Origin of the sequence: Streptomyces sp. NPDC006332, assembly GCF_040612855.1 — a bacterium.
Taxonomy (GTDB): domain Bacteria; phylum Actinomycetota; class Actinomycetes; order Streptomycetales; family Streptomycetaceae; genus Streptomyces.
This window is the reverse complement of sequence record NZ_JBEXRA010000025.1, coordinates 48483-63172: the sequence shown is the minus strand read 5'-3', so window position 1 is coordinate 63172 and position 14690 is coordinate 48483. Positions and strand designations below refer to the sequence as shown.

Below are 14690 nucleotides of genomic sequence, written 5' to 3'. Positions count from 1 at the left end.
CAGTATGTGGACCACGGTTGATCCTGCCATGTGCCTTCGAACCGCGGCAGGCGGGAATGAGGCGGGGCCCGGCCGGTGTTCCAGGTCGAGGTAAGTCATCACGTATCGCGCACCAGATTCACACCGGATTCCGAGGAGACCCATGTCCGAGACCGCTGCCTCCGGCAAGACCCCCGTCGACTTCTGGTTCGACCCGCTGTGCCCCTGGGCCTGGATGACCTCACGCTGGGTGCTGGAGGTCGAGAAGGTCCGGGACATCGAGGTCCGCTGGCACATCATGAGCCTCGCGGTCCTCAACGAGCCGAAGATCGACGAGCTGCCCGAGGAGTACCGCGAGCTCCTTGAGACCAAGGCCTGGCAGCCCATCCGGGTCGTCACCGCGGCCTGGCAGAAGCACGGCTCCGACATCCTCGGCCCGCTGTACACCGCGCTCGGCACCCGGATCCACAACGAGGGCCAGGGCCCGACGCGGGAGGCTGTCGAGGGCGCGCTGGCGGACGTCGGCCTGCCCGCCGACCTGATCGAGTACTTCGACCAGAAGGACTTCGAGTTCGACGCCGAGCTGCGCGCCTCCCACAAGGAGGGCATCGACAAGGTCGGCCAGGACGTCGGAACCCCGGTCATCGCGGTCCCCGGCTCCGACGGCGAGCAGATCGCCTTCTTCGGCCCGGTCGTCACCCCCGCCCCCAAGGGCGAGGAGGCGGCCCGCCTCTGGGACGGCACCCTCGCCGTCGCCTCGGTCCCCGGCTTCTACGAGATCAAGCGCACCCGCACCAAGGGCCCGGACTTCAGCAACCTGTAAGAAACCGCGGGCTCAGGGGTCCTTTCACTATGAGCGCCCGGGGCGCGCGGCCTGGCACCGCACCTCGCCGCGTTGCCGAAAAGCCCTAGTAGCTCCTCCCCCACTCTCGGCTGCGCTCGAGCGGGGGGACCCCCATCGAGGGCTCTCCGGCGCCTTGCGATGCACGGCACCAGACCACGCGCCCTGATCGGACGCTCATAGTGAAAGGACCCCTCAGTCCTGCGCCGCGGCCTCCTCCCGGAACTTCTCGGGGAGGAGGCCGCGGTCGTACTTGTTCAGGTGGCGGTAGTACGTCAGACAGCCCGTCGCGGTGCAACGCCAGAGGTTGTCCACCGGGTGACGGTCCCCCTTCTCCGCACGGATCGCCGCCTTCTCCTCGTCGGTGAGACCCCGGAACTCCTGCATGGTGCCGCAGGTCGGGCAGTCCAGTGTGCGCGTCCCCATCACGTCCTCCTCGCGATCACCGCCAGGTCCGGGAGCCGGCCACCACGGCGTCGGCTCCCGCCAGGCAACGGAAGCCGGCCACCACCGGCGTCGGCCTCCAGTCCTCAGTACAGCGCGTGCGGCGCGGACGTGTCCCCGAAATCGTCGGCTCCGGGTCGTTCACCCGCGTGCCCGGTCGCGGGCCGCCGCCAGCCTCACCAGGTGCTCGTCGTACCCCTTCGTGTAGTACGCGGCCCGGACCGGGTCCGGCTCGACGACCTCCGTCGGCCGGGTCCACGCCGCCGTGTCCAGCGCCACCCCGTGACGTTCGGCCGCCGCGAGCACCGCCCCCCGGGCGCCCACCTCGCCCTCGACGACCCGCAGCGGACGGCCGAGGACGTCCGCAAGGAGCCGCATCCAGGCGGGGCTGCGGGTGCCGCCGCCGCACACCGCCAGCGAACCCGTCAGACCGGCCGCCGCCAGGCAGTGCCGGGCCGCGTAGCCGATGCCCTCGCAGGTCGCCCGGACCAGGTCGCCGCGCGTCGACTCCAAGGAGACACCGCTGAGTTCGGCCCGCAGATGCGGGTCCACGAAGGGCGCCCGTTCACCGGAGGGCGCGAAGTACGGCAGCACCCGCACCCCGTGCGCCCCGGGCGGGGTCTCGGCGAGCAGCCCGTCCACCTCCTCGTGCCGCACCCCGGTCGTCGACAGGACCCAGTCCAGCGCGGCGGTGCCGACCATCGCGGGCATGGCGCGCAACCGGTGGCCGGGGCGGTCGGTGGAGATGTACAGGCCGGCCGGTTCACCGGTCAGGTCCAGGTCGGTGGTGGCGACCAGCGCGGCCAGACAGGTGCCGACGATGAGCAGACCGTCCCCGGGCGCGGTGACTCCGGCGCCCAGCGCACAGGCCGGCAGGTCGTAGGGCCCGTTCGCGATCCGGGTGCCCGGCGGGAGGCCCTCGCCGCGTGTCTTCGCCGTCGCGACCGGATCGCTGACCGGCGCCAGCAGCCGACGGCGGTGCGTCAGGCCCAGCAGCTCCACCACCCGGTTGTCGTAGGCGCGGGTGCGCGGGTCGAGGAACGGCATCGACGCGTCCGAGACGTCCGTCACGGCCCGCGCCGCGCCGGTCAGCCGCTGGAAGACCATGTCCTTGCAGTACACGGCCGCGGTGGCGGCGTCGAGGGACGCAGGCTCGTGCCGGTCCAGCCAGGCCAGCAGCGGGCCCGGAGAGCCCGGGAACATGGCGCCGCCGGTGCGCCGGAACACCGTCTCGAAGGTCCCGTCGGCCAGCCACTGGTCGAGCAGTTCGTGCGCGCGTCCGTCCATCCAGGACGCCGCCGACCGCACCGGACGGCCCGCCGCGTCGACCAGCCACACCCCGTCGCCCTGCCCGGTCAGCCCGGCCAGCTCGACCGGCTCCGGCACCCGGGCGGTCAGCTCGCCGAGCACGGCGACGACCGCCCCGTACACCTCGTCCATGTCCTGCTCGACCCGGCCACCGTGCAGGTCCAGGCCGACCGGGCGGGACTCGACGGCCAGTTGGCGGCCGGTGTCGTCGAAGGCGGCGGCCTTCACCATGGACGTGCCCACATCGATACCGACGTACATGCCGGCGCCTCCTCCACAGTCGTCCCGGATGTCAGGTCAGGCAGTGCGCGAGCGGCTCCCCGCGCACCCAGCGGCCCACCTCCGCCGCCGCGATCGCCGCCGCCTTCTCGGCCACCGCCCGGCTGGCACCGCCCAGGTGCGGGGTCAGCACCACACGGTCGGTCAGAGCCCGCAGCCGCGAGTGGGCCGGGAGCGGCTCGTGCGCGTAGGTGTCCAGCGCGGCCGCCGACAACCGCCCGCTCTCCAGCGCGTCGCACAGCGCGTCCTCGTCAAGGAGCGGGCCGCGCGCCACGTTCACCACGACCGCGCCGGGCGGCAGCAGCGCCAGCTCACGGGCGCCCACCATGCCCCGCGTCTCGGGGGTGAGACGGGCGTGCAGCGTGACCACCCGGGAACGCGTCAGGAGGTCGTCGAGCGAGGTCACCCGCAGTCCGTGGATCTCGCCGCGCACATAGGGGTCGTACACCATCACCTGCGCGCCGAAGGCGCACAGCACCCGGGCGACCCGGCTGCCGACCGCCCCGTAGCCGACCAGCCCGACCGGCAGGTCCTCCAGCTCCAGGCCGCTGTGCTCGTACGTGTAGTACGTCGCGCCCTCCCAGCTGCCCTGCCGGGCGAGCAGGTCGTGGGCCTGCGGGATGCGGCGCAGGGCCGCGAGCAGCAGACCGACGGTGAACTCGGCGGTGGCGGCGGCGTTGCGGCCCGGTGCGAAGCACACCCGTACGTCGTGCGCCTTCGCCGCGTCCAGGTTCACGTTCACCGGCCCGCCCCGGCAGACGACGACCAGGCGCAGGTCCGGAGCGGCCGCGAGGACGCGTTCGGTGACCGGCCCCATCTGGGTGACCAGTACCTCCGCCCCGGCCAGCGCCTCGATCAGCTCGTCCTCGGCATCGCTCGCCTCCGTCACCTCCGCCACCGGGCCGAACGGCTCCAGGGGCCAGCCGAGCCTCAACTCGCTCATTTTCACGGGGTGTTCGCCGACCTCGTCGGCCACCGCCCGCGCGATCAGACCCGGCAGGACGAAGTGGTCGCCGGCGGCCACGACTTGCAGTGTCCGGCTCATTTCAGGTGCCTCCCGTCTCGGCTTCGCACCGCCGGGCGGGCCTGCCGACCAGCGACGCGCCTTTCACCAGGATGTCCTCCGGTCATCGTCACCAATCCGGCGATCATCCGCAGGGTGGTTCACTCGCCTCGGTCCGACGGGCCGGGCGGCCCCAGGAGTTCACCCGACCGGAGCGCGGGACCGGTGCCGTGCGGCGCGTGCACCGCCGGGCGCCGCGCGGACGACATCCCGTGGGGCTCACGGACACGATGTGCCGCTCCTGGTGGTACGCGGAGCCCCGGCGGTCATCAGACTCACCCCGAAGCGCTCCGCGGGTCCGCGCGGCGCGCTGTCGTCGCTGTCGCTCATCGCGCGCTCTTCCCCGTCCGTCGTCCTGGGCGCTCATGGTGAAGGGTCCGTTGAGGCGGGTCGGCCTCGAGCGTGTAACGACGGAAGGCGGGCGTCAATCCCTCGCGCGCGGGAAATACCGGTGCACAGTGAGAACTTCACGGACCAGGTCGCGACAAAGGGAGGCCCCCGGTGGCGGGTGAGGGCGACGGCGAGGCCTGGCTGGGGATCGACCTGGGCACGCAGAGCGTCCGGGTGCTGGCGGTCACCGCGGACGGGACGGTCCTCGGGCGCGGCTCGGCTCCGCTGGCGGGGCGGCGGGACGGGGCACGGCACGAACAGGATCCCGAGGACTGGTGGAGGGCGGTGTGCGAGGCGTCCCGGGCGGCGCTCGCTCCGTCGGCGGGCCCGCGGATCGGCGGGCTCGCGGTGTGCGGGACGTCCGGGACGGTGCTGCTGACCGACGGGGCCGGGCGGGCGGCGAGTCCGGCGCTGATGTACGACGACGGGCGGGCGGCGCGGGAGGCGGCCCGGTTGCGGGAGGCGGGGCTCGCGGTGCAGGACACCTGGGCGTTGCCCAAGGCGCTGTGGCTCATGACGGAGCACGGGCGGAGGGCGGGCACGGAGCCGGTCACGGGGCCGGGGCCGGGCACGGGATCTGACGCGAGGCGGATCACCCACCAGCCCGACGTGATCACCGCACGGCTCGTGGGCCGGCCGGTGCCGACCGACTCCAGCCACGCCTTCAAGACCGGCTACGACCTGCGACGCGACGCCTGGCCGGACGTCCCGGGCCTGCCCGAGGGTGCCATGCCCGAGGTGGTGCGCCCCGGAAGCCGCCTGGGTGAGGTCTGCCCGGCCGCCGCCGAGGCGACCGGCGTACCCGCGGGCACCCCCGTCATCGCCGGGATGACGGACGGCTGCGCGGCGCAGATCGCCTCGGGCGCGCTGCGGCCCGGCTCCTGGAACTCGGTGCTCGGAACCACGCTGGTCCTGAAGGGCGCCTCGCTCGTCCCCGTCCGGGACGCCACGGGCGTCGTCTACAACCACCGTGCGCCCGACGGGACATGGCTGCCCGGCGGGGCCTCCAGCGTGGGCGCCGGCGCGCTCACAGCGGCCTTCGCGGGCGCCGACCCGGCCGCCATGGACGAGCGGGCGGCGGCCTTCGAACCGTCCGGGGTGGTGACCTACCCGCTGGTGTCGCCGGGGGAGCGGTTCCCGTTCGCGGCGCCGGACGCCACCGCCCTCATCCTCGGCGAGCCGGAGAACGACGCCGACCTGTGGGCGGCACTGCTCCAGGGCGTCGCCTTCGCGGAACGCCTGTGCCTGGACTACCTGCACCACCTCGGCGCCCCCGTGGACGGGCCGCTCACCTTCACCGGCGGGGCCGCCCGCAGCCCGTACTGGAACCAGCTGCGCGCCGACATCCTCGGCCGCCCCGCCCGGGTGCCGGAGCAGACCGAGCCGGCGCTGGGGATGGCCGCGCTGGCCCGGTACGGCGGCACGGGCGGGCCCGGGCTCGCGGACGTCGCCGGACGCATGGTGCGAGTCCGTACGGTCGTCGAACCCCGCCCCGGCCGCACGGCCCTGTTCGCCGAGCCGTACGCCCGGCTCGTCGACGAGTTGACCGTCCGCGGCTGGCTGCCGGCACCGGTCGCCGCGCACGCGCTCGCCCGCCTGGACCGGGATACTGCTCAGTCATGAGTACGACCTTGCTGCTGGCCCGGCACGGGCAGACCGTCTGGCACGCCGAGAACCGTTACGCCGGGACCAGCGACGTGTCCCTCACCGACACCGGACGCGCCCAGGCCGCCGCCCTCGGCCGCTGGGCCGCCGCCCACCCCGTCGACGCGATCTGGACGTCACCGCTGTCCCGGGCCGTCGTCACCGCCGACCCCGCCTGCCGTGCCCTGGACCTCACCCCGCACCGCGAACCGGGCCTGCGCGAGTGTGACTTCGGGGTGCTGGAGGGCCGTACGCTCGCGGAGTTCGCGGCCGAGGACCCGGCCGCCGCGGAGGCCTACCGCGCCGACCCGGTGGCGAACCCCTTCCCGGCCGCCGAGGATCCGAGAGCGGCCGCCGCCCGCGGGTGCGAGGCCCTGCGCCGCATCGCCGCCGCCCACCCCGGCGAACGCGTCCTCGTGGTCGCCCACAACACCCTGTTCCGTCTGGTGCTGTGCACTCTGCTGTCGATCCCGGCCGGGGAGTACCGCAGGGTGTTCCCCCGCTTGCGCAACACGGCGATCAGCGAACTCCGCATGAACGGGGACGGCGGCGCCGCACTCCTGTCCCTCAACGTGCCGTGCGAGCCGGATCTGCCGTAGTCCGAAGTTCCCCGTCGTGGCAGGTCAGGCCCTGGCTGTCCGGACCCGCTGCCACCCGTACCCGGCGGCCGCCATGACCGCCGTCATCCCGCCCGTCGAGTACAGCTGCACCCTGGTGTCCGGCTCCCGGGCCATCAGGACGAACACCGCCGCCATACCCGCCAGCGCGACCCAGGTCAGCACCGGGAACGCCCACATCCGTACGGCGAGTTGCTCCGGTGCCTCGCGCTCCAGGCGGGCGCGCAGCCTGAGCTGCGAGACCGCGATGAAGATCCAGACGACCAGGATGACCGCGCCGATCATGTTCAGCAGCCAGGAGAAGACGTCGTCGGGCCGCCAGTAGCTCAGCACCACGCAGCCGAAACCGAAGACCGAGGACGCGAGGACCGCGACCCGGGGGACCCCGCCGGACACCCGGCCCAGCACCTTCGGGCCCTGGCCGCGCGCGACCAGGGAGTAGGCGATGCGTGAGGCGCCGTAGACGTTGGCGTTCATCGCCGACAGGAGGGCCACCAGGATCACCACGTTCATCACCTGGCCCGCGCCCGGGATGCCGAGGTGGTCGAGGGTGGCGATGTACGGGCCCTTCTCGACGATCTCCTTCGCGTCCCACGGGACCAGGGTGACGATGACCGCCATCGAGCCGATGTAGAACAGCGCGATGCGCCACATCGCGGTGCGCACCGCGCTGGCCACCCCGCGCACCGGGTCCGGCGACTCGGCCGCCGCGATGGTGACCGTCTCCAGACCGCCGTACGCGAAGACGGAGGCGAGCAGGCCGACGACCAGGCCCTCGCCGCCGTTCGGGAGGAAACCGCCCTCGCCGGTGAGGTTCGCGGTGCCCGGGGCGTCGGTGCCGGGCAGGACGCCCACGATCGCCAGCACGCCCAGCACCAGGAACAGGCTGATCGCGCCGATCTTCAGGGCCGCGAACCAGAACTCGAACTCGCCGAAGTTCTTCACGGCGGCCAGGTTCGTCCCGCAGAACACGACCATGAACAAGGCCACCCAGGCCCACTCGGGCGTGCCCGGCAGCCAGCCGGTGACGATCTTCGCGGCGCCGATGCCCTCCAGACCGACCGCCGTACAGAGCAGGACCCAGAAGGCCCAGCCCACCGTGAAGCCGGCCCACGGGCCGAACGCGCGTTCCGCGTGCGCCGAGAAGGAACCCGAGGACGGATACGCGGCCGACATCTCGCCCAGCATCCGCATCACCAGCATCACCAGGAGGCCGGAGAGGGTGTAGGCGACGACGATCGAGGGTCCGGCGGCGGCGATACCGGCGCCGGAGCCGACGAACAGCCCGGCGCCGATGACCCCGCCGAGGGCGATCATCGACAGATGGCGCTGCTTGAGGCCGTGGGAGAGGGAGGCGCCGTCCTGCTGCGCTGACGTCTCGGTGGTGGTGCTGGGCATGGGCGCGGCTCGTCCAGTGCGTGAGATGGGCAAAAACGCCCACAGTCTGGGCGGCCCCTCCGCTCTCACGGAGGGACCGCCCAGCATACGGACGCGTCCGGCACGCAGCGTGGTTACGCCGCTACGGCCGTGTAGTGCGAGGCGTCCCCCTCGATGGAGTAGCTCTCCTTGCCCTCGATGCCGACCGGGACGTCACCGGCGATGGTGACCCGGTTCAGGCGGCGCGGCAGGTGGTCGTAGTTGTCGACCGCGTAGTGCTGGGTGATCCGGTTGTCGAACAGCACCAGCTGGTTCTCCGACCAGCGGTGGCGCACGATGTTCTCCGGCCGGGTCACGTACGACTGGAACAGGTCGAGGACCTTGCGGGACTCGCTGACCGACAGGCCCACGATCCGCTGCGCGAACCCGCCGATGAACAGCCCGCGTTCACCGGTCAGCGGGTGCACCCGGACCACCGGGTGGACCGTGCGGTACTTGATCGACGTGAACTGGGCGCGCGCGGCGGCCTGTTGATCGTCGACCGCCTCCTCCGGCACCGCGTAGTCGTAGTCGTTGGTGTGTTCCGCCCACAGCGTGTCGGCGAACTGGCGGAGCGAGTCAGGCAGTTGCCGGTAGGCCGCCGCCGAGTTGGCGATGAGGGTCTCGCCACCGTACGGGGGGAGCTTGATGCTGCGCAGGGTGCTGGCCTGGGGCGGGTTGAGGACGAAGGTGACGTCCGTGTGCCAGTTGTTGGCGGCCCGGCCGCGCTCGCTGTCCACGGGCAGGACGTTCGGGACGCCCGCGACGGACGGCACGGTCGGGTGGGCGGTGGTGAGGTCGCCGAAGTGCCGGACGAAGGCCTGCTGCCCCTCGTCGTCCAGGTTCACCTCGTCGAACACCAGGGCCTTGTGGACGTTGAGGGCCTCCCGGACGGCGGCGACCGTCTCCTCGTCCAGCGGCTTCGCGATGTCGACGCCCGACACCTGCGCGCCGATGTTCCCGGTGATCTTGCGGATCTGGATCTCGGACATGGGTGGGTCCTTTCAGACGAGGGCGGATTCCCTGCGGGAGGTGACGTGCTGGTTGGCCGGGCGCGGCAGGCCGTAGCGCTCCCGCAGGGTCTGCCGCGGGCCGCCGCCGTACTCCGCACGGAGCAGACCGCGGCCGCGCAGGATCGGGACGACGTGGTCGACGAAGAGGTCGAGGCCGGACGGCAGCACGGCCGGCATGATGTTGAAGCCGTCGGCGGCGCCGTGCGTGAACCAGGTCTCGATCGCGTCGGCGACCTGCTCGGGCGTCCCGGCGAAGGTGAGATGCCCGCGCCCGCCGCCGAGCCGCCCGACCAGCTGCCGTACGGTCAGGCGTTCACGCCGGGCCAGTTCGACGATGAGCGTGTACCGGCTCTTGGCGCCCTCGATCGCGCTCTCCGGGGGCAGGTCGGCCGGCAGCAGGGCGTCCAACTCCAGTGTTCCCGGCTCCAGTTGCAGCAGCCGCTCCAGACGGTCCACGCCGTGCGTGTACACGATGTGGTCCTCAAGGACCCGCTCGTTCGCCAGGGCCTCCGCCTCCGTCGACCCGATCACCGGGACGATGCCGGGCAGCACCTTGATGTGGTCGGGGTCGCGGCCGGTCTGCGCGGTCCGGGCCTTGAGGTCGGCGTAGAAGGCCTGCGCGTCCTCGATGGTCTGCTGGGCGGTGAACACCGCCTCCGCGTACCGGGCCGCGAACGCCTTGCCGTCCTCGGAGGAGCCCGCCTGCACCAGCAGCGGGTAACCCTGCGGGCTGCGCGGCACGTTCAGGGCGCCCTCGACGCTGAAGTACGTCCCCTGGTGCCGGGGCGGGTGGATCTTCGTGTCGTCGCCCCAGACGCCCCTCGCCTTGTCGGCGACGATCGCGTCGTCCTCCCAGCTGTCCCAGAGCTTGAGGGCCACGTCGAGGAACTCGGAGGCGCGGGCGTAGCGCTCGGCGTGGGCGGGTTCTGCGGCCAGACCGAAGTTGCGGGCGGCCTCCTCGCCGGCGGTGGTGACGATGTTCCAGCCCGCCCGGCCGCCGCTGATGATGTCGAGGGAGGCGAACTTGCGGGCCAGGTTGTAGGGCGAGTTGTAGGAGGTGGAGGCGGTGGCGATCAGGCCGATGTGCTCGGTGGCCGTCGCCAGGGCGGTCAGCAGGGTGAGCGGTTCCAGGGCGCCGGCGGGGCGCTGCGCGACGCTTCCCCACAGCTGCGGGCCGTCGGCCAGGAAGAGGGAGTCGAAGGTGCCGCGCTCGGCGGTCCGGGCGAGGTGGACGTAGTGCGCGAGGGACACATGCGCGTACGGGTCGCTCTCCGGCAGCCGCCACGACGCCTCGTGGTGGCCGGTGGTCATCAGGAACGCGTTCAGGTGCAGCTGTCTGGTGGTCATTGGTGGTCCTCCGTCACACCGAGTGCGGCCAGCAGCCGCTCCCGGTACTCGCCCAGCAGCGGATCCCGGTAGGAGCGGGGATGCGGGCGGTCGATGGTCAGGTCGAGGCCGATACGGCCCTGGTCGAGCACGAGCACCCGGTCGGCGAGCACGATCGCCTCGTCCACGTCGTGGGTGACGAGCAGCACGGAGGGCCGGTGGCGTTCCCACAGCTCCCTCAGCAGCCCGTGCATCCGGATCCGGGTGAGCGCGTCCAGGGCGCCGAACGGCTCGTCGGCGAGCAGGAGTTCCGGCTCCCGCACCAGGGAACGGGCCAGGGCGGCGCGCTGGGCCTCGCCGCCCGACAGTTCGCTGGGCCAGGCGCGTTCCCGCCCCGCCAGGCCGACCTCGGCGAGCGCGGCCCGGCCCCTTTCCGCCGCCTCCTTGCCCTCCGTCCCCAGCAGTACGTTGTCCAGCACCCGCCGCCAGGGCAGCAGCCGTGAGTCCTGGAAGACCACCGACACCCGTTCCGGCGCGGTGAGCCGGCCGCTGCCGACGACCTCGTGGTCCAGGCCCGCGATCGCCCGCAGCAGGGTGCTCTTGCCGGAGCCGCTGTGCCCAAGGAGCGCGGTGAACTGCCCCGCCGGCAGGTCGAGGTCGATGTGGTCGAGGACCGTCCGCGCGTCGAACGACCGTGTCAGTTCCCGGAGTCGGACGGCGGGACGGGTCAGTTGCTCAGTGTGCGTCGCCATGACAGCACCCTCCGTTCGATGAGACGGACCGCGCTGTCGGAGACCAGGCCGAAGATGCCGTAGATGACCAGGCCGACGAGGATGACGTCCGTCTGGCCGTAGTTCTGGGCCTGGAACATCATGTAGCCGAGTCCGCTGGTGGCGTTGATCTGCTCCAGGACGACCAGCCCCAGCCAGGAGCCGGTCACCCCGAGCCGGAGCCCGACGAAGAACCCGGGCAGGGCGCCGGGGATGACGATCTGCCGGATGAAGGCGAGCTTCGACAGGCCCTGAACCTCGGCGAGTTCGACGTAGCGGTGGTCGATGCCGGACAGCGCGGCGTGTGTGTTGAGGTAGATGGGGATGTAGACGACGATGGCGATGATCGCGATCTTGAAGGTCTCGCCGATGCCCAGCCAGAGGATGAACAGCGGGATCAGACCCAGCGTCGGGACGGCCCGGTTGAGCTGCACGGTCCCGTCGATCAGCGCGTCGCCGGTCCGGCTGAGCCCGGCGGCCAGGGCGAGCGCGACACCGACGGTCAGGCCGATCGCGAACCCGGATCCGGCGCGTTGCAGCGAGGTCAGGATGTCGGTCGGCAGCGTCCCGTCGGTCCACAGGTGGGCGCCGGTCTCCAGCACCGTCCAGGGTGCCGGGATCGCGGCCGGGTCGAGTCGACCGGCGGCGGAGGCGGCGGCCCACAGGCCGAGGAAGAGGACCGGGCCGATCAGCCGGGAGGCGGGCAGTCGCCTGCCGGGGGAGAGCCGACGGCGCCTGCGGACCTGGGGGCGCTCCTCGTCGGCCGGTACGGTCACGGAGGCTGCGGGAGCGGTTGCGGTGGCGGTGGTCGTGGTCACGGCGGTCACCTCCGGTACTCGGCCGGTACGGACTTCGCGGCGATGCCCTCGAAGCGGTGGTCGAAGAGCGAGCCCACGTCGAACTTCTTCACGAAGCCGCCCTCCGCCAGCAGGTCGGCGGTCTCCTGCTCCCACTTGATGGCCTCGTCCCAACTGGGCGGGAACAGCGGCTTGTTGGCGAGGGACGTGATCGACTCGGCCTGGTCGAGGGTCAGGTTCTGGGTCTTGACGTAGAACTCCCTGTTCCACACGTCCGGGTGCTCGTACTGCCACACCTGGCCCTTCGCCCAGTACGGGATGTACGCGGCGATCGCGGCGGCCTTCGCCTTGTCGGCCAGGACCGAGGCCGGCGCCCACAGCAGGTTGAGCAGGTCGACCACGTCGGTGGTGATGACATGGGCGCCCTTGGACCCGTACTGCTTCAGATACGCGGGCGACTGCTGGTTGGCGAGCGGCGCGATGTCCACCTGGCCCGACTGCAGCGCGGTGAGGAACTGGTTGCTGGTCAACGGGACGAGCTGCACGTCGTCGTACGCGAGCCCGGCCTTCTTCAACGCCCGCAGCAGGACGACACCTTGGGCCTGTCCCTGTGAGAACGCGAGCTTCTTGCCGCGGAAGTCCTCGACCGTGCGGATGTCGCTGCCGGGCTTGGTGGCGAAGAGGTAGTTCGGTTTCCGGGTGATGTCGATCGCGACGATCTTCGCGTCGTACCCCTGGAAATGCGCCTGGATCGGCGGGATGCCGGCGTTGTTGGCGACGTCCAGCGATCCCGCGCGGAAGGCGTTGATGACATCGGGGCCGGCGCCGATGTTCGCCCAACTGCTCACCTTGAACGGCAGGTCGCCGAACCCGGCCTGCTTGAACTGCACCTGCTGGACGTTCTGGTAGGAGGAGATCTTCAGGCTGGTGCCTGAGGGGACCTTGGTGGCGAGGGGCGCGTCGGCGTCGGACGCGTCGGCCGCGGCACTGCTTCCGGCGCACCCGCTCAGTCCGGCCGCGGCGGCGGTGACGCCGAGCAGGGAGGAGAGAAAGAGCCGCCGGTCGACACCGGACATGGATGGAGAAGGCATGGGAGAACTCCCTGAGTTCACGTGGAAACACGCACGAAAATGCGCGCGGAAGGCGTGTGTAGGCCGCGGGGAAGTGCGCTGGAAGGAAATGCGTACGGAAGAGCATGCGGCAGAGCGCAGCGGCAGGAGCACCTGCGGAATTCCAGGCGGGCGAAGGCCGGGGAACGGGAATTCAAGCAGGAAGAAGGAGGCGCCCAGGGCGCGTCAACGTGTCAGCAACAGAGGGTGCGACAGGTCGTGAGCAGCATGAATACGATGATCCTTGGCTTCCGTATCGTCTGTCAACATTCGGAGTTTCTGAATTAATTCGACTGTCCGGCCGCGGCGCCCAGTGGATCCCGGTAGAGGATGTCGAGGGCCACTGTTCCGCCCGCCGTGGCCAGCACGGAATCCGGGAAACTCGTCGGCCGTACGTCCGCCGCTCGTTCGGGGCCGACCGCCGCTCGCAGGGCGGAAAGACAGTCCTCGCGGCCGATGACCCCGATCTCGGTGACGACCACGCTCTCCGGATTCAGCACGTCTAGCAGCAGCCTCACCGCCCGGCCCGCCATCCGAGCCCGCTCCACCAACAGCCGGACGGCAACCGGGTCGCCCTGCGCCGCCGCCGTCATCACCCGCGTCGGGTTCGCCCCGGTGATGACGCCCGCCGCACGGGCCCGCCGGCACAGCGTCAGCTCGCTCAGCTCCGCCTGGAGGCAGCCGATCCGACCGCAGTCACAGGGCTCCGTGCCGCCGTCCAAGGGCAGATGGGCGATCGAGCCGGCCTGTGAGCGGGGGCCGTGGTGCACCTCGTCGTTGGTCGCGAACGCCGCGTCCACCACATTGCCGACGAACAGGTGCAGCACACTCCGGCTGCCGCGCGCCCGCCCGAACAACCGTTCCGCGTTGACCAACGCCCGCGCGTGCCCGTCCACATGGACCGGCAGCCCGGTGCGGGCGGCGATCACCTCCCGCACCGGCACCTCGCGCCAACCGAGCAGCGGATGGTCGACGACGGTCCCGGTCTCCCGGTCCACCCAGCCGCCGGCCGCGAAACCGACACCCAGCGGCCGGCTCCCCGGGGCCCCGTCCAACAGGGCCGTCAGGGCGTCGGCGGCACGTGCCAGTACCCGGCCGGGTTCGGTGCCCTCGTGCCGCACCTGCCGTTCGGCCACCACCCGCCCGCGCAGATCGAGCAACGCGACCGTGGTGTAGGGCACGGCCACATGGACTCCGCCCACCACGAAGCGGGAGTTGTCCAGGTCGAGGGGCACATGAGGGCGCCCCGAGCCCTTGGATCTTCGGGGCGGCTCGGCCTCGCGGATGAGGCCGAGGCCCGTGAAGCGGGCGCAGTGGTCGGTCACCGACGCCGGGGACAGCCCGGTCAGCCGGGAGATGGTGGAGCGAGCCACCGGACCGTGCTCCAGCACGGACCGCAGGACGACGCTCGCGTTGGTCCGGCGCCGGTCGCTGTCGGCGGCGCGGGGCACGGGGGAGGGGAGTGGTGGTGCCACGGCATGGGGCATGGGGATCTTCCTCGGGAACGGGTCCGACACTGCGCCGTCTCATGCGTGAGGCGCGTCGGAGCCGCTCCGCCCGCCTCAGAGGCGGCGACAGGTGGCCGTGCCCACGCGTCGCAGGTCGACATAGCGACGCGACGAGAAGTTCCGGGCCTGGGCAACCATGCGCTCGAAGCTAGCAAAATGCCCCACCGCTGCCCAGACGGCGACCGA

General features: G+C 71.9%; 13 protein-coding genes. 3 read left to right on the top strand and 10 right to left on the bottom strand.

Translation table 11 applies throughout. From position 1 onward, the window contains the following. Positions 1-142: 142 nt before the first annotated feature. Complete coding sequence (locus ABZ027_RS22895; protein ID WP_356771155.1) at positions 143-802, top strand: DsbA family protein; 660 nt, start codon at positions 143-145, stop codon at positions 800-802. Between the two features lie 213 nt (positions 803-1015). On the opposite strand, the gene ABZ027_RS22890 is transcribed toward ABZ027_RS22895, so the two are convergent. From ABZ027_RS22890 to ABZ027_RS22880, 3 genes are all read right to left on the bottom strand, one after another. Continuing rightward, positions 1016-1246, bottom strand: coding sequence for a hypothetical protein (locus tag ABZ027_RS22890; protein WP_356771153.1), 231 nt, complete (start codon positions 1244-1246; stop codon positions 1016-1018). 159 nt (positions 1247-1405) lie between these two features. Then, positions 1406-2833 (bottom strand): FGGY-family carbohydrate kinase, encoded by a 1428-nt coding sequence (locus ABZ027_RS22885; protein ID WP_356771151.1) that lies wholly within the window; start codon positions 2831-2833, stop codon positions 1406-1408. Between the two features lie 31 nt (positions 2834-2864). After that, the gene (locus tag ABZ027_RS22880; protein ID WP_356771149.1) at positions 2865-3896 is read right to left on the bottom strand and encodes a 2-hydroxyacid dehydrogenase; all 1032 of its coding nucleotides are present in this window, start codon (positions 3894-3896) and stop codon (positions 2865-2867) included. Between the two features lie 519 nt (positions 3897-4415). Here ABZ027_RS22880 and ABZ027_RS22875 point away from each other — a divergent pair. Continuing rightward, entirely contained in the window at positions 4416-5927 is a 1512-nt protein-coding gene (locus ABZ027_RS22875; protein ID WP_356771147.1) for an FGGY-family carbohydrate kinase, read from the top strand. Further along, positions 5924-6547 (top strand): histidine phosphatase family protein, encoded by a 624-nt coding sequence (locus ABZ027_RS22870; RefSeq protein ID WP_356771145.1) that lies wholly within the window; start codon positions 5924-5926, stop codon positions 6545-6547. The genes ABZ027_RS22875 and ABZ027_RS22870 overlap by 4 nt, the downstream gene beginning before the upstream one ends. A gap of 24 nt (positions 6548-6571) precedes the next feature. Here ABZ027_RS22870 and ABZ027_RS22865 read toward each other — a convergent pair whose 3' ends face one another. The 7 genes from ABZ027_RS22865 to ABZ027_RS22835 all read right to left on the bottom strand — a co-directional run bounded on the left by ABZ027_RS22865 (position 6572) and on the right by ABZ027_RS22835 (position 14483). After that, positions 6572-7963, bottom strand: a complete 1392-nt coding sequence (locus tag ABZ027_RS22865; RefSeq protein WP_356771143.1) for an amino acid permease — start codon at positions 7961-7963, stop codon at positions 6572-6574. Between the two features lie 113 nt (positions 7964-8076). Beyond that, the gene (locus ABZ027_RS22860; protein WP_356771141.1) at positions 8077-8973 is read right to left on the bottom strand and encodes a TauD/TfdA family dioxygenase; all 897 of its coding nucleotides are present in this window, start codon (positions 8971-8973) and stop codon (positions 8077-8079) included. Between the two features lie 12 nt (positions 8974-8985). After that, positions 8986-10341, bottom strand: a complete 1356-nt coding sequence (locus ABZ027_RS22855; RefSeq protein ID WP_356771139.1) for an LLM class flavin-dependent oxidoreductase — start codon at positions 10339-10341, stop codon at positions 8986-8988. After that, entirely contained in the window at positions 10338-11072 is a 735-nt protein-coding gene (locus tag ABZ027_RS22850; protein ID WP_356771137.1) for an ABC transporter ATP-binding protein, read from the bottom strand. Before ABZ027_RS22850 ends, ABZ027_RS22855 begins: the two co-directional genes overlap by 4 nt. Then, the gene (locus ABZ027_RS22845) at positions 11048-11917 is read right to left on the bottom strand and encodes an ABC transporter permease (protein ID WP_356771135.1); all 870 of its coding nucleotides are present in this window, start codon (positions 11915-11917) and stop codon (positions 11048-11050) included. Before ABZ027_RS22845 ends, ABZ027_RS22850 begins: the two co-directional genes overlap by 25 nt. Beyond that, a complete protein-coding gene (locus ABZ027_RS22840) occupies positions 11914-12978 on the bottom strand; it encodes an ABC transporter substrate-binding protein (protein WP_356771133.1) in 1065 nt (354 codons plus the stop codon). Before ABZ027_RS22840 ends, ABZ027_RS22845 begins: the two co-directional genes overlap by 4 nt. Before the next feature lie 302 nt (positions 12979-13280). Then, positions 13281-14483, bottom strand: coding sequence for an ROK family protein (locus tag ABZ027_RS22835; protein WP_356771131.1), 1203 nt, complete (start codon positions 14481-14483; stop codon positions 13281-13283). Between the last annotated feature and the right edge of the window lie 207 nt (positions 14484-14690).